Annotated in this window: 20 protein-coding genes; 9 read left to right on the top strand and 11 right to left on the bottom strand. The window is 72.6% G+C overall.

Features of this window, described 5'->3' with window-relative positions; translation table 11 throughout:
* Window positions 1-64: 64 nt before the first annotated feature.
* The 4 genes from ACQPW6_RS03285 to ACQPW6_RS03270 form a co-directional block, all read right to left on the bottom strand.
* The gene (locus ACQPW6_RS03285) at window positions 65-661 is read right to left on the bottom strand and encodes a hypothetical protein (protein WP_433887994.1); all 597 of its coding nucleotides are present in this window, start codon (window positions 659-661) and stop codon (window positions 65-67) included.
* 121 nt (window positions 662-782) lie between these two features.
* A complete protein-coding gene (locus ACQPW6_RS03280) occupies window positions 783-1,379 on the bottom strand; it encodes a TetR/AcrR family transcriptional regulator (protein ID WP_433887993.1) in 597 nt (198 codons plus the stop codon).
* Between the two features lie 101 nt (window positions 1,380-1,480).
* Window positions 1,481-2,248, bottom strand: coding sequence for an SDR family NAD(P)-dependent oxidoreductase (locus tag ACQPW6_RS03275; protein WP_433887992.1), 768 nt, complete (start codon window positions 2,246-2,248; stop codon window positions 1,481-1,483).
* 120 nt (window positions 2,249-2,368) lie between these two features.
* Window positions 2,369-3,202, bottom strand: coding sequence for an aldo/keto reductase (locus ACQPW6_RS03270; protein WP_433887991.1), 834 nt, complete (start codon window positions 3,200-3,202; stop codon window positions 2,369-2,371).
* A 169-nt stretch (window positions 3,203-3,371) separates the two neighbouring features.
* Between ACQPW6_RS03270 and ACQPW6_RS03265 the strand changes: the two genes are divergently transcribed.
* The gene (locus ACQPW6_RS03265; protein WP_433887990.1) at window positions 3,372-5,462 is read left to right on the top strand and encodes a SpoIIE family protein phosphatase; all 2,091 of its coding nucleotides are present in this window, start codon (window positions 3,372-3,374) and stop codon (window positions 5,460-5,462) included.
* Between the two features lie 48 nt (window positions 5,463-5,510).
* Here the strand turns inward: ACQPW6_RS03265 and ACQPW6_RS03260 are convergent, their stop codons facing one another.
* Window positions 5,511-6,122 (bottom strand): LysE/ArgO family amino acid transporter, encoded by a 612-nt coding sequence (locus ACQPW6_RS03260; protein WP_433887989.1) that lies wholly within the window; start codon window positions 6,120-6,122, stop codon window positions 5,511-5,513.
* Window positions 6,123-6,223: 101 nt separating this feature from the next.
* Here ACQPW6_RS03260 and ACQPW6_RS03255 point away from each other — a divergent pair, with 101 nt between their 5' ends.
* Entirely contained in the window at window positions 6,224-7,129 is a 906-nt protein-coding gene (locus ACQPW6_RS03255) for a LysR family transcriptional regulator ArgP (protein WP_433894404.1), read from the top strand.
* Here ACQPW6_RS03255 and ACQPW6_RS03250 read toward each other — a convergent pair.
* Window positions 7,120-10,044, bottom strand: coding sequence for a glycoside hydrolase family 3 C-terminal domain-containing protein (locus tag ACQPW6_RS03250; protein ID WP_433887988.1), 2,925 nt, complete (start codon window positions 10,042-10,044; stop codon window positions 7,120-7,122). The genes ACQPW6_RS03255 and ACQPW6_RS03250 overlap by 10 nt on opposite strands.
* 392 nt (window positions 10,045-10,436) lie before the next feature.
* Between ACQPW6_RS03250 and ACQPW6_RS03245 the strand changes: the two genes are divergently transcribed.
* Window positions 10,437-11,243 carry a class I SAM-dependent methyltransferase gene (locus tag ACQPW6_RS03245; protein ID WP_433887987.1) on the top strand — a complete coding sequence of 269 codons (807 nt, stop codon included), beginning with the start codon at window positions 10,437-10,439 and terminating at the stop codon, window positions 11,241-11,243.
* Between the two features lie 45 nt (window positions 11,244-11,288).
* Here the strand turns inward: ACQPW6_RS03245 and ACQPW6_RS03240 are convergent, their stop codons facing one another.
* Both ACQPW6_RS03240 and ACQPW6_RS03235 read right to left on the bottom strand, forming a co-directional pair.
* A complete protein-coding gene (locus tag ACQPW6_RS03240) occupies window positions 11,289-11,990 on the bottom strand; it encodes an excalibur calcium-binding domain-containing protein (protein ID WP_433887986.1) in 702 nt (233 codons plus the stop codon).
* An 81-nt stretch (window positions 11,991-12,071) separates the two neighbouring features.
* Window positions 12,072-12,380, bottom strand: a complete 309-nt coding sequence (locus tag ACQPW6_RS03235) for a hypothetical protein (RefSeq protein ID WP_433887985.1) — start codon at window positions 12,378-12,380, stop codon at window positions 12,072-12,074.
* A gap of 113 nt (window positions 12,381-12,493) precedes the next feature.
* On the opposite strand from ACQPW6_RS03235, the gene ykgO reads away from it, so the two are divergent.
* The 4 genes from ykgO (at window position 12,494) to ACQPW6_RS03215 (ending at window position 14,968) form a co-directional block, all read left to right on the top strand.
* Window positions 12,494-12,616 carry a type B 50S ribosomal protein L36 gene (ykgO, locus tag ACQPW6_RS03230; RefSeq protein WP_433887984.1) on the top strand — a complete coding sequence of 41 codons (123 nt, stop codon included), beginning with the start codon at window positions 12,494-12,496 and terminating at the stop codon, window positions 12,614-12,616.
* 175 nt (window positions 12,617-12,791) lie between these two features.
* Window positions 12,792-13,592: an SDR family NAD(P)-dependent oxidoreductase gene (locus ACQPW6_RS03225; RefSeq protein WP_433887983.1), complete on the top strand. Its 801-nt coding sequence runs from the start codon at window positions 12,792-12,794 to the stop codon at window positions 13,590-13,592.
* Window positions 13,593-13,689: 97 nt separating this feature from the next.
* Complete coding sequence (locus ACQPW6_RS03220; RefSeq protein WP_433887982.1) at window positions 13,690-14,133, top strand: MerR family transcriptional regulator; 444 nt, start codon at window positions 13,690-13,692, stop codon at window positions 14,131-14,133.
* A gap of 175 nt (window positions 14,134-14,308) precedes the next feature.
* On the top strand, window positions 14,309-14,968 hold the full coding sequence (locus ACQPW6_RS03215; RefSeq protein ID WP_433887981.1) for a double zinc ribbon domain-containing protein: 660 nt from the start codon (window positions 14,309-14,311) through the stop codon (window positions 14,966-14,968).
* Between the two features lie 132 nt (window positions 14,969-15,100).
* Here the strand turns inward: ACQPW6_RS03215 and ACQPW6_RS03210 are convergent, their stop codons facing one another.
* Both ACQPW6_RS03210 and ACQPW6_RS03205 read right to left on the bottom strand, forming a co-directional pair.
* The gene (locus tag ACQPW6_RS03210) at window positions 15,101-15,751 is read right to left on the bottom strand and encodes a TetR/AcrR family transcriptional regulator (protein WP_433887980.1); all 651 of its coding nucleotides are present in this window, start codon (window positions 15,749-15,751) and stop codon (window positions 15,101-15,103) included.
* Window positions 15,752-15,851: 100 nt separating this feature from the next.
* A complete protein-coding gene (locus ACQPW6_RS03205) occupies window positions 15,852-17,321 on the bottom strand; it encodes an MFS transporter (protein ID WP_433887979.1) in 1,470 nt (489 codons plus the stop codon).
* Between the two features lie 174 nt (window positions 17,322-17,495).
* On the opposite strand from ACQPW6_RS03205, the gene uppS reads away from it, so the two are divergent.
* Together uppS and ACQPW6_RS03195 are read left to right on the top strand one after the other, a co-directional pair.
* Window positions 17,496-18,275, top strand: a complete 780-nt coding sequence (gene uppS / locus ACQPW6_RS03200; protein WP_433887978.1) for a polyprenyl diphosphate synthase — start codon at window positions 17,496-17,498, stop codon at window positions 18,273-18,275.
* A gap of 65 nt (window positions 18,276-18,340) precedes the next feature.
* Window positions 18,341-19,060 (top strand): class I SAM-dependent methyltransferase, encoded by a 720-nt coding sequence (locus ACQPW6_RS03195; protein WP_433887977.1) that lies wholly within the window; start codon window positions 18,341-18,343, stop codon window positions 19,058-19,060.
* A gap of 95 nt (window positions 19,061-19,155) precedes the next feature.
* Here the strand turns inward: ACQPW6_RS03195 and ACQPW6_RS03190 are convergent, their stop codons facing one another.
* Entirely contained in the window at window positions 19,156-20,754 is a 1,599-nt protein-coding gene (locus ACQPW6_RS03190) for a purple acid phosphatase family protein (protein ID WP_433887976.1), read from the bottom strand.
* Between the last annotated feature and the right edge of the window lie 61 nt (window positions 20,755-20,815).

Below are 20,815 nucleotides of genomic sequence, written 5' to 3'. Positions count from 1 at the left end.
AGTGTTTCACTGTCTGTCATGGATGTCATGAAGTTTCCACAGATGATTATGGAAAACCGGATATTTAGCGGCGCACCTCGGCATAGACCACGATCTGCCAGGCCAGCACCCCAACGGCGGCCGTCTCGGCGAGGGACACCAGGAGCAGCGGAGGGTGGACCGGGCCGATCGACCAGTAGCCGGCGGCCGCCGCGACCGGCGCCCCGCAGAAGGTCAGCAGATCGACGGAGAGTTGCAGGACTTTGCGGGTGCGGCGCCGCGGGTCGCCCCGGTGCGCGCTCTCCCACCCGAAGACCCGGCTTCCGTCCGCGCCGGCCCCGTCCGCACCGGCCCCGCTCTCGCCGCCCGCCGGACCCGCGGTGAGCGCGCCGAGCCGGGGCGCGAGGTCGTCCCGCAGATAGCGGCCGATCGCCGAGATCTTCTCGTCGTTGACGAGGTAGGTCCAGCCCAGGATGACCGAGACCGGCGGCAGCGCGAGCAGCAGCTCGGCCCCGTGGTGGTCGACCTGGAGGGCGCCGGCCACGGCCGCGGCCATGGCGGCGATCGTGGCGTACAGCAGGTTGTCGCGGAAGCCGATCCGCGCCCGCTGCTCGTCCTTGACGGCCGTGTACTCCGCCAGCAGCAGTTCGCCGGCCGTCACGCCCTGGTCCCGCTCGGCCACCCGCCACCCCCTCTCACTCGCGGGGACAGCATCTCAGTGCGCGCGGCAGCCGGGGGAGCGGTCGGCGAAGTCCGGCGGCAATTGCCGGGCGGGTGAGCGTTTCTGCCGGTCCGTCAGGCAGTCACGGCCGGACCCGCAGCTGATCCAGCATCAGGTCGAGGACGCTCTCCAGCGGACCCGTCCTGCCGGTGACGATCAGGGCCAGCGCACCGCCCTGCACCCCGGCGAGCAGCGCGTCGCCGGCCCGCTCGGCGTCGAGGTCGCGGCTCATCAGACCCTGCTCCTGCATCTGCCGCACCCCGGCCGCCAGTGCCCGCTGCCAGCGGTCCAGCAGGTCGGCCTGTACGGCGCGGGCCCCGTCGCTGTCCCGGCCGAGCTGGCCGATCAGCACGCTCAGCGGGCAGTGCCTGCCCTGCCGCCGGTAGTGGTCGAGCACGGTGTCCCGCCAGGCGTGCCAGGAATCCCACGAGGCCAGGTCGTCCAGATGCGGCTGCTGGTCGGCGAGCACCTGGTCGGCCTCGTGCGCGGCGACCGAGAGCAGCAACTGCTCGCGTCCGTCGGGGAAGTAGTGGAACAGCTGGCTCTTGCTGGTGCTGGTCGCCGCCCTGATCTCGTCCAGCGAGGCGCCCGCGCCGGACTGCCGCAGCAGCTCGGCGGCGCCCTCGATGATCCGCTGCCGGGTGGCGGCGCCCTTGGTGGTCAGCTGCCGAGTCGGCATGTGCCCGCCTCCCGTCGTCGGATCGCAGCGGCCGGACGCTGGGCGAGAGCCGGGCCGCCGACCGACTGGACCCGACGGTCCAAGAGTACCCGTCGCCGCCCTCAGGCAGCCGCGATCACCGCGACGCCGACCCGTCCGCCGTCCACGTCGATCACCGTGCCCTGGACGAACGCCGACTCGTCGGCCGCCAGGTACACCGCCGCGTGCGCGATGGCGTCCGGGGTGCCCGGCGCGTCGGCCGGCGTGCCCTTCATCATCGACGCGGCCGGCCCCGCGGCCTCGGTTCCCGGCGGCAGGACCACGCCCGGCGAGATCGCGTTCACCCGCACCCCCGACGGGCCGAACTCCGCGGCCCACGCCCGGGTCAGCGTCTCCACCGCGCCCTTGGACGAGCTGTAGAGCGCGCCGACCGGGATGCCGAGCCGGGCGATCCACGAGCCGAGGTTGATGATCGAACCGCCGCCGGCCGCGGCCATCGCCGGTGCCACGGCCGCCGTGAGGAAGAACGGCGCCTTCACGTTCACCCCGTAGACCCGGTCGAAGGACGCCTCGTCGGTGTCCGCGGTGACCGCCCCGGGATAGATCCCGGCGTTGTTCACCAGGATGTCGATCCGGCCGCCGAGCACGCCGGTGGCCGTCTCGGCCAGCGACCTGCTGGCCGCCGGGCTGCCGTCCAGGTCGGCGGCCACGAAGTCGGCCTTGCCGCCGGCTGCCCTGATCTCGGCCACCACCTCGTCACCGCGCTCCCGGCTGCGGCCGGAGACGACCACATGGGCGCCCTCGGCCGCGAACGCGACGGCGATGGCCCGTCCGATGTTGCTCGTCGCGCCGGTGACGAGCGCGGTCCTGTTCTGCAGACGTGCGGTCATGTCGCTGTGGCCCTCTTCCTGCGTCGGTGCCCCGAGTCGTGGGGTGCCGCGCAGAATGGACCGCGCGGTCCATGAAAACGTAGCACGTTCTGGACCGCAGGGTCCAAAGAGCGGGGCCGGTCAGGGCACGTAGTTGAAGGTCTCCGGGTCGGGCCCGGTGCGCTCGCCGCGGTCCAGTGCGGTGATCTGGGCCATGTCCTCGCCGGTCAGCTCGAAGTCGAAGATCCGGAAGTTCTCCTCGACCCGCTCGCGCGTCACCGACTTCGGGAAGACGATGTCCCCGCGCTGGATGTGCCAGCGCAGTGTCACCTGCGCCGCGGTCCGGTCGAGCCGCGTGGCGATCGCGGTGATCACCGGGTCGTCGAGCACCTTGCCCTGCGCGATCGGCGACCACGCCTCGGTGGCGATGCCGTGCTCGGCGTTGAAGGCCCGCACGTCGTCCTGCGCGAGATACGGGTGCACCTCGATCTGGTTGACCGCCGGGACCACCGTGGTCTGCTCGAACAGCCGCTTGAGGTGGTGCGGATTGAAGTTGGAGACGCCGACCGCCCTGACCCGGCCGGAGCTGTAGATCTCCTCCATGGCCTTCCATGTCTCGGTGTAGTCGCCGACCGCGGGCAGCGGCCAGTGCACGAGGAACAGGTCCAGCGTCTCGATGTCGAGGTCGTCCAGCGTGCGGGCGAACGCGGTCAGCGCGTCGCCGTACGCGTGGAAGCCGTTGTTCAGCTTGCTGGTGACGAAGATGTCGTCCCGCGGCACTCCGGACTCCCGGATCGCCTCGCCGACCTCTTTCTCGTTGCCGTACATCTCGGCGGTGTCGATGTGCCGGTAGCCGGTCTCCAGCGCGGTGAGTACCGCCTGCCGGGTGTTCTCCGGCTCGATCTGGAACACACCGAAGCCGAGCTGCGGGATCTCGACGCCATTGTTCAGGGTGAGGCTGGGCACTGGGTTCATATGCGTGACTTCCTTAGTGTTCCCTTGGGATTCTCTGGATCTCACGAGGTTCTTCCGGCTCCTGCCCGCCCTCACCCACGGTAATGGTTTCGGGTGGGACCGTCCTGTCGGCGGCCGTCCGGCCCGGCTCCGACGCGCCTGACGGCGCCGGTGGCGCGATGATCGGAGGATGAGCCGCAACGGTGGATCCGGGGGTGTTCCCCAGCTCGAACCCGAGGTGTTCGACCGCTCCATCGTGTCCGTGGCACTGACCGCGGGTCCCGAGCACCGGCTGGCGTACTACAACGAGGCATTTCTCCAGCTGTTCGGCCGCCGGCGGCTGGGCGCCAGGGCCGCCGAGGCGTTCGACGAGCCGGCCGCCGCGCCGTTCCTGCGGATGCTCGACGAGGTCTACGACACCCACACCCCCCGGCAGGTCACCACACCGCGCGTCTCGGAGAGCAGCGCGCACGGGGCACCCGGCCGGCGGCACTTCGTCTACAGCTCCTCGCCCGTGGTGTCCAGGTACGGGCCCGGCGTGCTGACCGTCGCGGTGGACAACACCCGGCAGATCGAGGCGGTCGAGCGCAGCGAGAGCCTGTCGGAGCAGCGCGGGCAGGCGCTCCAGCGCTACGAGGCCCTGATGTCGGCGGTGTCGCAGATCGTCTGGCTGATGAAGCCGGACGGCGCCATCACCGAGCTGGTCGGCGGGTTCGAGAAGTACACCGGCACCCCCTGGCGGCCGGTGATCGACTCCGTGTGGCTGTCGGGGGTGCACCCGCACGACCGGGCCGGGCTGCTCAAGACCTGGCAGGACGCCTCGTCGGGCACCCCGTCGATGTTCGTCTGCACCTTCCGGATGCGGACCGCCTCCGGGGCGTACCGGCACGTGCAGTCCCGGGCGGTGCCCATCATGCGAGAGGGTGTCGTCGAGGAGTGGATCGGCACCACCGCCGACATCGAGGACCAGTGGCGCAACCGGTTGCGCGAGCGCCTGCTGGCCCGGGTGGCCACCGTCAGCGCCGCCAACGACGTGCCCGAGGCGCTGGCCGCGGTGGCCGCCGCGGTCGTTCCCGAGCTGACCGACGCCTGCGTGGTGTTCCTGCTGCCGCCCGCCGTGCACGGCTCCGCGGTCGGCCCGCTGACCGCGACCCGGGTCGCATCGGTGGCCCGCAACGGACTGCCCGAGCTGCCGCCGATGCACCACCAGACGTACACCATCGGCCCCGTCGTCCAGCAGGTCGTCGCCAGCCGCCGCCCGCAGCTGCTCACCTTCGAGAGCGGCAAGCCGCCGCCCGGGGTGCTGCCGGACGTGTCCGACGCCTGGCTGCGGGCCGCCCGCGCCACCAGCCTGATCCTGGTGCCCATCGTGATCGACGCCGCCGTGGTGGCCTTCGCCGCCGCGGCCGGCTGCGCGGACGGGCCGCCGCCGGGCCCGGCCGACCTGGCGCTGCTCGGCGAGGTGCTGCACGAGGTGCGCGACCCACTGCGGCAGGCGATGGAACTCCAGGCCACCCGGCACACCGCGCTCACTTTGCAGCGCGCGCTGCTCACCTCGACCCCGCGGGTGCCGGGCGCCGAGCTGGCCGCGCACTACCAGCCCGCGAGCAAGACCGCGGAGATCGGCGGCGACTGGTACGACGCCCTGCTGCTGCCCGACGGCTCGGTGGCCCTGACCATCGGCGACATCGCCGGCCACGACCTGGAGGCGGCCACCAGGATGAGCCAGCTGCGCAGCATGCTGCGGGTGATCGCCTACGACCGGTTCGACGAGCACGCCAGGCCCTACAAGCCCTCGCACGGCCTGGCCAGGCTCGACCGGGTCACCGAGGGGCTCGACGCCGCCCCGCTGGTCACGGTGGTGCACGCCAACCTCACCCCGCGCCCGGACGGCGGCTGGCACGCCGCCTGGTCCAACGCCGGTCACCCGCCGCCGCTGCTGCTCCCGGCGGCCGGCCGGCCGCGCTTCCTGCGCGGCAACGGCCCCGACCTGCCGCTCTGCGTGGACTCCACGATGGCCCGGCACACCTGGCACCGCGACCTCGGGATCGGCGACACCCTGCTGCTCTACACCGACGGGCTGATCGAGGTGCCGGGCACCGACCTCTCGGTCGGCATGGGCCACCTGGCCGACAACGCAGAACGGGCCAGGGCCGACGGGGTGCCGCTGGCCGAGATGTGCGCCCGGCTGCTGGCCTCGGTGGGCGACCGCCGGGACGACGCGGCGATCATCGGCTTCCGCCCGGTGCTGCTGCCGCCGGCGGACAGCCCCGGAGGATGACGGACCGGGTGCGAAGCCGTGGACGGGCCCGGCGGGCGCTGCCCCGGCTCACAGCCTGGCCGGCAGCAGCACCCCCAGCGTGACCATGGTGCAGGCGATGGCCCCGTCGAGCACCCGCCACGCGGCGGGCCGGGAGAACGGCCGGCGCAGCAGCCGGGCGCCGAAGCCGAGCGAGGCGAACCACAGCACGCTGCCGGTCGCCGCGCCTGCCCCGAACGCCCACCGGTCGGCGCCGTAGCCGCCGGCGACCGAGCCGAGCAGCAGCACGGTGTCCAGGTAGACATGCGGGTTCAGCCAGGTCATGGCGAGGCAGGTGAGCACCGCCGTGCGCAGCGAACCGCCGGCGCCCGCGGCCGCGTCAAGACCCCGCGGGCGCAGCGCGCGGCGGCCGGCCAGCAGCCCGTAGCCGACCAGGAACGCGGCCCCGACCCAGGCCGTCACCCGCAGCGCGGCCGGCCAGGCGCCCACCACCGCGCCGATCCCGCTGATGCCGAGCGCGATGAGCACCACGTCCGACAGCGCGCAGATCGCGACCACCGCGGCGACGTGCTCGCGGCGGATGCCCTGCCGCAGGACGAACGCGTTCTGCGCCCCGATGGCCACGATCAGCGACAGTCCGGTGCCGAGCCCGGCGAGCGCGGCGACAGCTTCTCCACTCACCCTGGAAGGCTAGGCAGCGCACGGTCATCAGACCAGCTAATCTTTCTTACCTAAGATAAGCAGAACTAATGGCAGGCATTGCTGAGGACCGGGTGGCGCCGATGATCGATCTCCCGCTCGACCAGGTACGCACCCTGCTGGCCGCCGTGGACGAGGGCACCTTCGAGGCCGCCGCGTCGGCCCTGCAGGTGACGCCGTCGGCCGTCAGCCAGCGGATCAAGGCGCTCGAGCAGCGCACCGGCCGGATCCTGCTGCTGCGCTCCAAGCCGGTACGGCTGACCGGCTCGGGCGAGGTGGTGGTGCGCTTCGGCCGGCAGCTGGCCCGGCTCGAAGGGGACGCGGCAGCGGAGCTCGGCCTCAGCGGCGCGGCCGGACCGGTGACGCTGCCGGTCGCGGTGAACGCCGACTCGCTCGCCACCTGGTTCCTGCCCGCGCTCGCCGAGGTGTCGCAGCAGCTCGACGTCTGCTTCGACCTGCACCGCGACGACCAGGACCACACCACGAGCCTGCTCCGGCAGGGCCGGGTGATGGCCGCCGTCACCTCCTCGCCCGACCCGGTGCAGGGCTGCTCGGTGCGCCCGCTGGGCCGGATGCGCTATCTGGCGATGGCCGCGCCCGCGTTCGCCGCCCGCCGGCTCTCGCACGGACCGCTGCCGGAGCTGCTGCCCGAAGCACCGGTGATCGTCTTCGACCGCAAGGACGACCTCCAGGACCGCTTCCTGCGCGACCTGGCGCCCGGCGGCGCGCCGGGCGGCCGGGCCCGCACCTACGTGCCGTCCAGCGAGTCCTTCGTCCGGGCGGTGGCGGCGGGCCTCGGCTGGGGGATGATCCCCGAGGACCAGGCCGCGGCCCATCGGGCGGCCGGCGCGCTGGTGGAACTCGCGGCCGGCCGCCCGGTGGACGTCCCGCTCTACTGGCAGCAGTGGAAGCTCGACTCCCCGGCGCTGGCCGCACTGGCCGACGCCGTGGAACGGACCGCCGCTACCGCGCTCGGTGGTCAGCCGTAGGCGTTGAACTCCGCGATCGACCACCAGGAACTCGAACTGCCGGTCTGCGTCACCCGGATGTAGCGGGCGTTCTGCGCCGGGAACGGCACGGTGACCAGTGGCGCGGTCCCGGTGCCGGTCGCCACCGGCGCCGACCAGGTGCTGCCGTCGGCGGACAGCGACACCGAGTAGCCGTGGGCGTAGTCACCCGTGCTGCCCGCCGAGTCCATGGTGATCTGGTTGACGCTGTGCGAGGAGCCCATGTCGACCGTCACCGTCTGCCCGTTGACCATCGGGGTGCCGGTGCTCCAGCGGGTCCCGCTGTCGCCGTCCAGCATCCTCGACGGCACGTCGCCGCCACCGGTCGCCGACGCCGTCGCCGTCCAGCCGGTGCGCGAGATCACGGTGTGTCCCGGGGGAGTGGTGCCACCGCCGCCGATGGTGGTGGTGCCGGTCAGCTTGATGTCCCGGGAGGACGCGCCGACGTAGACGGTGTTGGTGCCCGACGCGTTGGTCCAGGCGTTGTTCGCCCAGTACTGGAAGCTGCGCGCGTCGAGGGTGATCGATACGTGCTGGGTCTGGCCCGCGTTGAGGCTGACCCGCTGGAAGCCGCGCAGGCTCTTGGGCGGCTCACCGGTGCTCGACGGCTGGCCGACGTAGACCTGCGGGACCTCGGCGCCGGCCCGGGTGCCGGTGTTCTTGACGTCGAAGCCGACAGCCACGTTCCCGCTCGCGTCCGGCTGGCCGACGGTCAGACCGGAGTACGCGAACGTGGTGTACGACAGGCCGTAGCCGAACGGGTAGGCCGGCGTCTTGTTCTGCGAGTCGTACCAGCGGTAGCCGACGTCCACGCCCTCGCTGTACTGGACGGTGTTGTTCTGCCCCGGCCACTGCGCGGTGGTGTGCGCCGGCACGTCGGCCAGGCTGCTCGGGAAGGTGACCGGCAGCTTTCCGGAGAAGTCGGCGTCCCCGTACAGCAGCCGGGCGATGGCCGTGCCGTCCTCCTGTCCCGGGTACCAGTTCTCGACGATCCCGCGGACCGCGTTGGCCCACGGCATCGTCACCGCGGAACCGCTGTTGACCACCACCACGGTGTTGGGGTTGGCCGCGGCCACGTCCGAGACCAGGGTGTTCTGCGCGGACGACAGGTCGATGTTGCTGAGGTCGCCGCCCTCGGACTCGAAGTTGCTCACGAAGACCACCGCGAGGTCGGAGGCACGGGCCGCCGCGACCGCCTGGTCGTGCAGCGACTGGCCGGGGATCTGCCAGCCGAGGCTGGCGTTGCTGCCGCCGCCGGCCTGGTAGTAGTCCACCTCGATGTTCACCGGCTGGTTGGCGGTCAGTGTGATGGTGCCGGTGCGGGTGGTCGGGCCCTGGTTGAACCAGTTGTTGATCACCTGCTGGCCGTTGATCAGCAGCCGGCTGCCGTCGTCACTGTTGAGCGAGAAGGTGTAGCTGCCGCTGGTCGGCGGGGTCAGCGTGCCGGTCCACTTCGCGGACCAGTTGGTGGAGTTGACGCCGGGAGCCGGCGAACCGCCGCCCCACACCGAGTCGATGGAGGCGTCCACCCGGCTGGTGACCGCCGTGCCGGTCAGGTTGGTGTTGTTGAAGTACTGCCCGTACAGGCCGCTTCCGCTGCCGGTGGACGGCTTGAGGTACGAGCTGCCGACCGGCGACAGGGTGCCGCTGGACGAGGCGGTGCCTTGCGAGTACGTCACTGAGGTACCGCTGCCCGCCCGGGACTTGATGCCCTGGTAGGGCGTGACCACGTGCGGCGCGTTGACGCCCGCGCTGCCGCCGCCCTGGGTCATGGCGTCGGTGCCGGCGTCGTCACCGATCACCGCGAGCGACTTCACCGAGGAGGCCACCGGGAGCACCGGACCGGAGTTCTTCAGCAGCACGCTGCCCTCCTCCGCGACCTGCTGCGAGGTCGCCGCGTGCGCCGGGGTGTTGACCACCGCGTTCAGCGAGCCGGTGTTGGGGTTGTCGAACAGGCCCTGGCGGAACATCGACACCAGGATCCGCCGGACGTGGTCGTTGAGGGTGGCCTGCGAGACCTGCCCGCTGTTGACGGCGTTGGTCAGCGCGGTGCCGTAGTAGTCACTGCCCGGCATCTCCATGTCCAGGCCGTTGTTGGCCGAGGCGACGGTGGAGTGGGTGGCGCCCCAGTCGGAGGTGATGAACCCGGTGAAGCCCAGGTCGCCCTTGAGCAGCCCGTTCTGCAGCGGGCCGTTCTCGCACGCGAACGGCCCGTTGACCGCCGAGTACGAGCACATCACCGAGTCCGCGCCGCCCTGCTTGATGGCGGCCTCGAACGCCGGGGTGTAGATCTCCCGCTCGGCGCGGTCGGAGATGATCGCGTTGTCCGAGCTGTTGTTGCGGTTGGTCTCCTGGTTGTAGACCGCGTAGTGCTTGACCTGGGCCATCGGGCCCTGGCTCTGGATGCCCTGGATGTCGGCGGCGCCCATCTGGCCGGCGAGGTAGGGGTCTTCGCCGAGCGACTCGAAGGCGCGGCCCCAGCGCGGGTCGCGGACGATGTTGATGGTCGGCGCGAGCACCACGTTGGTGCCCTTGCCCCACTGCTCGGAGCCCAGCACCTGGCCGTAGCTCTGCATCAGCGCGGTGTCCCAGGTCGCCGCGCCGGCGACCGGGGCGGCCATCTGCGTCACGTTCGCCAGCCCGTCGCCGGCCCCGACCGGGCCGTCCTGGAGGTGCAGCGCGGGGATGCCGAGCCGGGTGTTGGCGTCCACGCAGCCGACGTAGCCGCAGCCCGCGCCGCCGTGCAGCATGGTCAGCTTCTCGGCCTGGGTCATCGCGGCGAGCAGCTCGTCGGCCCGCTGCTCGGGCGTCTGCGCGGTGTTCATCCACGGTTGCGCGGCGGCGGCGTGCGCGCGGGACTGGTTCGCGGTGAACGCGCCCGCGCTGGTGATCAGCATGAGCACTGCCACTAAGGGCAGCAGGTTTCTCTTCCAGTGGCGCAAGGACAGCAGGGACAGCGGACGCATGGGGGGACTCCAGACTGCGAAAGCGGCGGCTCGGAGCGTGCGACGGCGCGACCCGCTAGGAACCGGTTACACACGGGCCGCGGGAAGGACGATGCTGGGCCTCCGGCGGTCTGTCAAGAGCCCCGGAGAGCGCTCTCCGAAAGCGGTCCGCGCCGTTTCGGCCGCGCGTGCCGGCCGGCCGGGCGCGGACCCGCGCCGCAACCGGCGGCCGGCCGGGTACGGACCCGTGCCGTGACCGGCGGCGTTCCGCCGGGAGCGGCCGCAGTAGAGTCGGCCCCGGCCGGGCGGACGTCCGGCCGGGGCAACGAAGGGGGCCGGCGCACTTGTTGGACTTCGATGCGGAGGAACGGCAGATCTGGGCGGGCCGGGCCGCGGCGTTCCGGGACAGCTTCGCCAAGCTCTGCGCGCACACGGCGCCGGTGCTGCTCGACGCGGCCGGCGCGGGACCGGGCGTCCGGCTGCTCGACGTCGGCACCGGGATCGGCACCGTCGCCGCCGCGGCGGGCGCCCGCGGCGCCCAGGTGACCGCGGTGGACGCCGAGCCCGGCATGATCGAACTGGCCCGGCACAACGCGCCGGAGGCCGATTTCCGGGTGGCCGTACTGCCCGACCTGCCGTTCGCCGACGGCAGCTTCGACGCGGTGGTGGCGAACTTCGTGGTCAACCACGTCGGCCGGCCCGCCGCGGCCGTCACGGCGATGCGCGCGGCGACCCGCCCCGGCGGCCGGGTGGCCGCGACGATCTGGCCGAGCCCGGCCGGCGCGGGGCACGAGCTGTTCGCCCGCGCGGTGGAGGCGGCCGGCGCGCCGGGCCTCGCCGATCCGCCCCGGCTCGACCCGTCGGAGGACTTCCCGCGCACCCCGGAGGGCTTCGCGGCCCTGTTCACCGCGGCCGGCCTCGCCGACGTGTCCTGCGAGCCGGTGGTCTGGGACCACCTCGCCACGCCCGAGGAGTGGTGGGGCGGGGCGGCGGCCGGCGTGGGCCTGATCGGTCAGACCGTCAGCCGCCAGACCCCGGAGACGATCGCCCGGATCAAGGCGGCCTACGACACCCTGACCCCGCAGTACACCGGCCCCGACGGCCGCCTGGCACTGCGCTACCAGGCGCTGCTGGCCCGCGGCCGGGCCTGAAGAGGCCCGTCAGGGACCGGGGACGGCGTCAGGGGGACGGCGGCGTCAGGGGGACGGCGACTCGTACGGCTCGCAGGCGTATCCGTCGTGGTCGGCGTCGAGATGCGGCGCGTAGGCGGGGTCGGACCGCGGGATGCTGTACCTGTGGGCGGCGTGCGCCTGTGAGCAGTTGTCGAAGCTCGCGGCGCCGGAGGACGTGTCCGACGGGGAGTCGGGCCCGGTGCTCGGCGGCGGGCTGGACTCCGAAGTGGTCACTTCGTGGATGCTCGCCGAGACGATCACACCGTCACGAACGGTGTACGTGCCGTCGAACACCTTGACCGACCCGTCGGACTGCTCGGCGGCGAGCCCGACGTCGACCGTCGAGCCTCCGGCGTCGACCGCGCTGACCGTGTCGTTCACGGTGTCGGCGAAGCCGTGGACGAAGGCGGCGTAGGACGAGTTGAGGTTCTTGCCGCCCAGCGCCCACGCCGTGCGGTAGTCGTGCGCGTTGATCGCGGCGAAGTAGTTGTTGACCACCGACGCGGGGTCGGCCTGGGCCGGGGGTGTCGTGGCCGGGGCAGGGGGTGGGGGCGGGGTCGTCGTGCTCGGCTGGGGCTGCTGGGTGGTGACCGTGGTGGTCGCGGTTGTCGGGGGCGGGGTCGCCGGGGCGGAGCCGGACTGGGTGCCGCAGCTCACCGCCGTGGCCGCGGCTGCGGCCGTCAGGAGCAGGGCTGCGGGGATGCGGCGGACAGGTCCACGTCTCATGGGACTCACCTCACGGGGGTCCCCCCGTTCCAGCCTGCGCCCCCTGGCGGGAGAGCGCTCGGCGAGCCCGCCGCCCCCGCGCTACGCCTCCCCGTGCGCCCCGCCTTCCTCCTCAGGCTCGCCCATCGCGCCGGGGCTGCTGAAGTCGGGACTGGAGAAGTCGGGGCTGGAGAATCCTGGTCCGTCGTCGTCGCCCGCCTCGTAGTCGGGGCCCTCGAAGGGCGGCACCTCGTACGGCGGCGGCGTGTACTCGTGCACCGTGGACTCCGGGCCGGTGAAGTCCGGGCTGGAGAAGTCGGGACTGGAGAACCCGGGGCTGGAGAAGTCCGGCCCGTCCTCCTCGCCCGCGTGTCCGCCGTCCTCGGCCGGACGCTCCCGTTCCTCGCTCATATCCGTCGCCTCCGCGCGTCTGACCTGCCGGAACGGGCTGCGGAATGAACATGACACCGCCGCCGTTGTGGTGACCGCAAGGATACGAGCACGACGAGCAGAAAGGTGTCGTGATGAAGGTACGCAACTCACTGCGCTCGCTGAAGAACCGGCCGGGCGCGCAGATCGTCCGCCGCCGCGGCAAGGTCTTCGTGATCAACCGCAAGGACCCGCGCGGCAAGGCCCGCCAGGGCTGACGCGCGGCACCGCCGGGCCGCCCACCGCCGGGCCGCCCACCGCCGGGCCGGCCACCGCCGGGCCGGCCACCGCCGTGCCGCACGCGCCCGGCACCGGGCGCGCCCTCGGGCCCGGGTGGCCGGCAGGTCGCGCGGCGGCACGGCTTGACCCTGACGCCGGTGGCAGGGTCCGACGATGGCCGGCATGGAGCACAGCACCGCGGCACAGACCGCAGCAGCGCCGTCCGACGGCATCAGGACCGTTCTGGTCACCGGCGCCGGCACCGGCATCGGCCGGGCCACGGCGCGGGCCTTCGCGGCGGCCGGCGACCGGGTGGTCGCCGTCGGCCGCCGGCCCGGGCCGCTCGCCCAGGCCGCCGAAGGACATGACGGCATCTTCCCGTTCAGCGCCGACATCACCGCTCCGGGCGAGCCGGAGCGGATCCTTGCCGCCGTGACGGAGGCGCACGGCCGGCTGGACGTCCTGGTCAACAACGCGGGCATCGTCCGCAGCGGCCGTCTCGGCACGTTCGAGCGCGCCACGATCGACGACCAGCTCGCCACCAACCTCGTCGCGCCCGTGCTGCTCACCCAGGCCGCGGTGCCGGCGCTCGAAGCCGCGGGCGGAGTGGTCGTCAACGTCACCACCTCGATCGCGCAGCGCGCCTGGCCGAGCGAGCTCGGCAGCGCCGTCTACGCCGCCACCAAGGGCGGGTTGGAGCTGCTGACCCGCAGTTGGGCGGTAGAACTGGCGCCCCGCGGCATCCGGGTGGTCGCGGTGGCGCCCGGCGCGATCAGCACGCCGATCGCGAACCACCAGGGCCTCGCGCCGGAAGCCTCCGCCGCGGTGCGCCGCTGGCAGATCGCGCACACCCCGCTGGGCCGCACCGGGCAGCCCGAGGAGGTCGCCTGGGCGATCACCCGGCTCGCCTCGCCCGAGGCCGGCTTCATCACCGGCGTGGTGCTGCCGGTGGACGGCGGCGCGGTCGTGGCCTGAGACCCGTCGGCCCCTCGATCGACGGGCCCACGCATGATGGAGCGGAGCACCGGCCCGGCCTGGGTACGGAACGGCAGGCGACCGGAGGTGGGCCGGGATGCGGATCGGCGAACTGGCGGCACTGACGGGCGCCAGCGTGCGTTCGCTGCGCCACTACGAGCAGGCGGGGCTGCTGGAGAGCGACCGGGCGCCCAACGGCTACCGGGTCTATCCGGACCTGGCCGCCGCGCGGGTCCGCAACATCCGCTTCCTGCTCGGCGCGGGGCTCACCCTGGACGACGTCCGCCTCTTCCTGCCGTGCCTGGACGGTGACATGACGACGGGACCGGTCCCGGACCGGGCGCTGGCCGTCGCCGCGGGACGGCTCGCGGTGCTCGACGCGCGGATCGCCGCGCAGACCGCCGTCCGCGACCGGCTGGCCGCCGTACTGCGGCAGGCGGCCGGGGAGCGCGCCGACCCCGGCAGCGCCACCGGGCGCACCAGGCCCGCGGGCCCCTCCCACCGCACCGAGCACGCCGAAGCCGGCCCCGCACACCGCTGAGCGGGGCCAACGAGCCGCCTGCCGGGCGCCGTTGGCAGCTGTCGATGTCCCGAAGCGGGGTACGTATGCCAAAGTGTCCTTGCTCGGAGAACCGGAGGGGACGTGCGGGGCGTCAACTGACGGTGGGTACCGGCGGGTCAGGGGGCCCGGCGGCAGGCGCTCGGGGAGGCGTGCGGTGAGTTCGGAGATCTACTTCAGCAACAACTACCGGGATCTGTGCCAGGAGCACGGCACGGGAGCCGGCTTCCAGTTCGAGTTCTCGTGCGCGCGCTGCCAGGACACCTGGCGGTCGCCCTTCGAGGCGTACACCAGCGCCCGGCTGGCCGGCTGGGTCGGCAAGGGCGTCAGCGCGGCCTGGGGCGCCCTCGGCCGTACCGGCAGCGGCGTGTCGAGCGCCGCGGACGGCCTGGCCGGCGCCGGCTACGGCGGTGCCCGCGACACCGCGTTCCAGCGCGCGATCAGCAACGCGCAGGGGCACTTCAACCGCTGCCCGCGGTGCACCGACTACGTCTGCAACCGCTGCTGGAACGCCGGCCAGGGCATCTGCCTGAGCTGCGCGCCGGACACCGCGGCCGAGGCGCTCGCCGCCCAGCAGCGCGGCCTCAACGACGCGGTCGCCGAGCGCGCCTACGCCGTCGGCGCGAACTCCGGCCAGGCCTTCGACGTCAACGCGCAGCGGCAGCTGGTCTGCCCGCAGTGCAGGACCGAGACGCACGGCACCCCGTTCTGCCCGGGCTGCGGCCACCAGCTGGCGCAGTCCGACACCTGCGGCTCGTGCAGCGCGACGGTGCCGGAGGGCGCGGCCTTCTGCCCGGGCTGCGGCGCCCGGCGCTGAGGCCAGGCGCCCCGGGGCCTGAACCGCGAAAGCCGGGGCGCCCATGACGGCGGTGAGGCCCGCCGCACCCGCGGCGGGCCTCACCATGTCACCGCTCAGCAGCCGAAGCGGAATCCCCGGCGCCCGAGGCGCTCAGCGCCGTTCGGCCGCCGCCGCGCTCGTCTTGTTGTGGCTGATCTCCGACAGCTGCGCGCGGGTGACCGCCGGCCGCTCACTGGCCAGGTCGGGCGCGCGGAACCCGGCGAGGTGGATGTCCAGGTAGCGCTCCCAGGCGTCCGGGGCGGTACCGCCAGAGGTCTCGACGATCCCGCGCATGCCCCACAGCGCGGTCATCACGTCACCCAGTTCGATGACCGGGCCGACCCGGCCCGACTGCCGTGCCTGGTCCAGCAGTTCGGCCGCCAGGTCGCGAAGCTCCTCCACGCTGCCGGTCTTCGAGTGGCCGATCAGCTTGTCCGCGCAGCCGCGGTGCCTGGCCAGCGAGTGGCCGATCGCCCGCATGAAGACCTCAAGGCCGGTGCCGTCGCCGAGCGCGAGCGCCCGCCTGCCCTCCTCGACCAGCTCGCTGAGCATCAGCCCGGCGATCTCGTCCACCAGCGCCTCCTTGTTGGGGAAGCGCCGGTAGACGGTGCCGACGCCCACGCCGGCCCGTGAGGCGATCAGCTCCATGCTGGCGTCGGTGCCGACCTCGGAGAGCACGTCACGGGCCGCGTCTATCACCAACTGCTGGTTGCGTACGGCGTCCCGCCGCATCGGCCGGTGCGGGGTGTCGTGCGCGGTCATCGTCAGTCACTCCCGGTCGATGCGGCGTTCGGTGCCCGGCTCGGCTGAACTCGGCTCAGGTCGGCTCGGTCCAGACCGGCTCGGCACGTTCGGCGTCGGGCTATTCGGGCTTGTCGCCCACGACCGTACCGCCGGGAACCATCGCGAGCTCCGCGTGTTCCGGCTCGTCCGCGAAATCCACCGTGTGCAGGCGGCGGCCGACCGGGATCAGCATGGCGGCGAAGGCGGCGACCAGCAGCGCGCCGCCGAGCATCGCGAAGCCGTTGGTGTAGCCCGATTCGCGCGGCAGTCCGTCGGCGGCGGGGCTGGCGGTGACGACGCTGGCCATCAGCGCGGCGCCGATCGAGCCGCCGATCGTCCGGATGTTGGCGTTCATGCCGCTGGCCACGCCGGTCTGCTCCGGCGGCACCGCGGCGACGATCAGGCTGGACATGGCCGCGAAGGCCAGGCCGAAGCCGACGCCCATCACGGCGGTGGCGATGTACAGCTCCCAGGTCGCCCCGTGGGCGAACGCGAGCAGCGCCAGCGACAGGGTGCCGATCAGCGAGCCGAGCACGACCACGACCTTGCCGCCGACCCGCTGCGCGAAGCGGTTCGCGTAGAGGCCGACGAAGAACATCGCGACCGACATCGGCAGCAGGATCAGCCCGGACTCGGTGATGCTCGAACCGAAGCCGTAGCCGGTGGACTTGGGGGTCTGTACGAACTCCGGCAGGAAGGCGAAGGTCGCGTACATCCCGACACCGAAGAGCAGCGCGACCAGGTTGTTGGTCCACACCGCGGGCAGCCGCATCATCTTCATGTCGATCAGCGGCATCGCGGCCCGCAGCTCCACCTGCACCCAGCCGACGGCCAGCACGACCGCCGCGACGAACAGGCCGATGACCTTGCCCGAGGCCCAGCCCCACACGGGAGCCTGGCTGAGGGCGACCAGCAGGGCGACCAGCCACGCGGACAGCAGCACCGCGGGCAGCCAGCTGATCCGGCCCGGGGTGCGGATCGGGGACTCCGGGACGAGGAAGTGCGCGGCCACGGCGGCGACGATGCACAGGATCATCGGCAGCCAGAACAGCCAGTGGTAGTTCAGCGCGTTGACGATCGGCCCGGCAAGGACGATGCCCAGGCCCGCGCCGACCGCGATCAGCGAGGCGATCGCGCCGACCGCGCCGGACAGCTTCTCCTTGGGGAACTCGTCGCGGATGATCCCGAAGGCCAGTGGCAGCACACCGCCGCCGATGCCCTGGATCACCCGGGCGATGATCATCACCTGCACGTTGGTGGCGAGCGCGGCCAGCAGCGAACCCGCGGCCAGCGCGGACATCGTGGCGACGAAGACGCGTTCCTTGCCGATCATGTCGCCGATCCGGCCCATGATCGGGGTGAATATCGACGCCGACAGCAGGTAGGCGGTCAGCACCCACGTGACGGTGTTCTGGTTGGTGTGCAGGCTCTCCTGAATCGTCGGGAGAACCGGGGTCACCAGGGACTGAAGCAGTGCGTAGGCGGACACGCCGGCCGCCAGTACCGCGAACGTGACCTGGTGGGGCGTGCGCCTGGTCTCGGACGCCATGAAACTCCTCAAGCTTGAACCGGAACGATCATTCCGTTAAGTACACAGCTTAACGCATGAGGAATGACGACTCCGTTTCGTCCGCGTGAGGTAAACGGCACATCTTCGTCAGGAATACGCGGGCCGTTGTCAGGCGTTCGCCGGTTTCCCGCGGCCCCGTGGAAGGATGGCCGGATGCGCCTCTCGGACCCCGTATACGCCTACTACACCCGCCGATTGCGTCGCCAGGTGCGCGGTGGCGGGGAACTGCCGCGGCACATCGGACTCATCATGGACGGCAACCGGCGCTGGGCGCGGCAGATGGGCATGGCCGGCCCCGGCGTCGGCCACCGGTACGGCGCCGAGCACGTCGACCACGTGCTGTCGTGGTGCGAGTCGCTCGGCATCCGCCATGTGACCGTATACGTCTGCTCCACCGAGAACCTCCAGCGCCGGGACGCCGCCGAGGTGGACTTCCTGATGGGGCTGATCGAGCGGGTGGTCAGGGACAAGCTCGCCAGGCCCGACGCGCGCTGGCAGGTGCACCTGGCCGGCACCCTGGACATCCTGCCCGACAGCACCGCGCACGCGCTGAAGGAGGCGGTGGACGCCACCCGGCACTGCGCCACCGGCGCGCAGGTCACCCTCGCCATCGGCTACGGCGGGCGGCAGGAGGTGGTCGACGCGCTGCGCGATCTGATGACCGAGAGCGCGCAGGCCGGGCTCTCGCTGGCCGACCTGGCCGAGAGCTTCGGCGCCGACGACATCGCCAGGCACCTGTACACCGCCGGGCAGCCGGACCCCGACCTGGTGATCCGCACCAGCGGCGAGCAGCGGATGTCCAACTTCCTGCTCTGGCAGAGCGCTTACTCCGAGCTGTACTTCTGCGACGCGTACTGGCCGGCCTTCCGCGAGATCGACTTCCTGCGGGCGCTGCGCAGTTACACCGAAAGGCAGCGGCGGCACGGCCGTTGAGCCGCGCCCGCGCCGGCCCGTCGAGCCGCCGCCCACCCGGCCGCCGGGCCGCCTATCCTGACCGGATGTTCTCCCCCCAGGGCCCGACACTGCGCGAACTCGCCGTGCAGGCCCTCTCGTCCGTGGACCGCGGCTACGACCTGCTGGCCCCGAAGTTCGACCAGACGCCCTTCCGCACCCCCGACCGGTTCCTCGACGCGGTCGGCGACGCGCTGCGCCCGCTCGGGCCGTTCGACGCCGGGCTCGACGTGTGCTGCGGCACCGGCGCCGGGGCGCGCCCGCTGCGCCCGCTGTGCCGGCGGATCACCGGGGTGGACTTCAGCGCCGGGATGCTCGCGGAGGCCCGCGACCGGGCCGGCGACGCCGAGCCGGCCCCGCACTGGGTGCGCGCCGACGTGCGCGCGCTGCCGTTCACCGGGGCGTTCGATCTCGCCGTCAGCTTCGGCGCGTTCGGGCACTTCCTGCCCGCCGAGCGCCCCGGGCTGTTCGCCCAGGTGCACCGGTGCCTGCGGCCCGGCGGGCTGTTCGCCTTCCCGGTCGCCGCGCCGCCGCCGGTCGGCTCCGCGCTGTACTGGGCGCTGGCCGGCTTCGACGCCGGGATGCGGGTGCGGAACGCGGTGTGGCGGCCGCCGTTCGTCATGTACTACCGCACGTTCCCGCTGCCGGCCGTCGCCAAGGACCTGGCCAGGACCGGGTTCGACGTGACGACGCTGCCGCTGGAGGAGTTCGGCCGCCGCGACGACGGCAGCCCGCGCTGCCGGCTGGTGCTGGCCCGCCGGGCCTGACCGGACGGCGGCCCTGCCCGGACGGGGCCGGCGGGGAACCGGCGGATTCCCCGCCGGCCCCCGCGGGCCTGCCGCTTGCCGGAACGGTCAAACGGTCAGCGGTGGCCGTCGGACCGCTTGCGGTGCAGGGTGAACTTCTCGAAGACCGACAGCTCGCCGGTGGGGATGGTCACGTTGTAGTAGGTGACGTGCATCCGGGTGGTGTCACCGGGGAAGCGGCCGGGATCGACGGTGAACGCCGCGAAGCCGTAGGGGTTGTCCAGGTCGCGCTTGGCCGACCAGACCGCCTCCTCCTTGACGTAGGTCGCGGTGCGCTTGCCGTTGGAGCCCGGCGCCGAGGTGACCGCGGTGATCACCTTGCCGGTGCCGTCCTTGAAGAAGGCGCCGTTGGTGGTGCCGGACACCCCGCCGCCCCCGAGCACCATGTGCACGGTGCCCATCGAGGTGTCGATGTCGTCGGTGCGCTGCGAGGCCGGGTTGGGGGTCAGCGTCTCGCTGCCCGAGACCACGCCGCGGACCGCGAGCGACCGCTCGTAGTCGTGCTCGTGGCCGCAGACCACCAGGTCGACGCTGTAGCGGTCGAACAGCGGGCCGTACAGCGCCCGCAGCCCGAGGTCGGAGCCGTTGGCGTCCGAGGTGCTGACCATCACCTGGTGCATCGCCACCACGATCCAGTCCACCTCCCGGTCCGCCCGGGCCTTCTTCAACTCCCGCTCCAGGAAGGCGAGCTGGCGTCCGCCGGAGTAGCCGTTGATGTAGACGTCACCGCCGTCCTGCAGGCAGTTGTCGTCGTTCTGGAGCACGATCACCCGCACCGAGCCGGCGGTGAACGCGTACCACAGGCCCGCCAGTTCGTCGTCGGTCTCGGTGGACGGCAGCTCGAAGTACGCCTGGTAGGCGCCCAGTCCGATCGGCCCGTTGCCGGACTCGATCTCGTGGTTGCCCGCGGCCGGCATCCACGGCCGGAACCGGGCGGAACGGGTGTTGTTGGTGAAGAAGTTGTTCCAGGTCCGCACCCGGTCCACGTCGAGGTTGGCGTAGCACAGGTCGCCGTTGAGCAGGTGGAACAGCGGCGCGACCTGCTCGACACCGGTCACGATGTCCTTGGTGGCCGGGGTGGAGTTGGCGTCCAGGCCCACCGTGTTGGTCACGGACCAGCTCACCTGCGGCGCCGACTGGTCGCCGAAGCTGGTGAAGGTCAGCGGCTGCCGGCCGCGCGGCGCGGTCCTGAAGGTGGCGCTGTCCGGGGTGGCGCCGTCGTGCGAGACGAGGTACAGGTACTCGGTGTCGGGCGCGAGCCGGGTCAGCGCCGCGTGGTGCACGTAGACCGTGCGGCCGGACTTCCCGTCGGTGTACGTGACGGTCTGCGCCGAGGCGCCGGAGCCGAGGCCGTGGCTGAGCGTGCCGTACAGCACCCGCGGCCGGCTGACCGGGGCGTCGGTCAGCCAGGAGACCGTCATCTGGCTGCTGGGGTCCTTGCCGAAGGTCAGGTGCAGACCCTGCACCGGGGACGCGCCGCCCGCGTCGGGAGTCGGGTGGAAGGCGGGGGCGCCGGCCGGGGCGGCCGTGGCCTGGCCCGCGGTCAGCAGCGGCGCCGCGACGGCGCCGACGCCCGCGGTGCCGAGCAGGCCGACGGCGGTGCGCCGGCTGAGGTGGTCCCCGGACTCGGCCGGTGTGTCCAACGGTGCGACCATCGTTGCTCCTCGTGCCTGGTGCCTGGACTGCGAACCGCCCGCCGCGCGGGCGGTGAACCAC

This window comes from Streptomyces sp. CA-111067 (genome assembly GCF_050956065.1).
GTDB lineage: Bacteria > Actinomycetota > Actinomycetes > Streptomycetales > Streptomycetaceae > Actinacidiphila.
The sequence above is the reverse complement of the archived record's forward strand: the minus strand, read 5'-3'. Positions and strand labels throughout refer to the sequence as shown.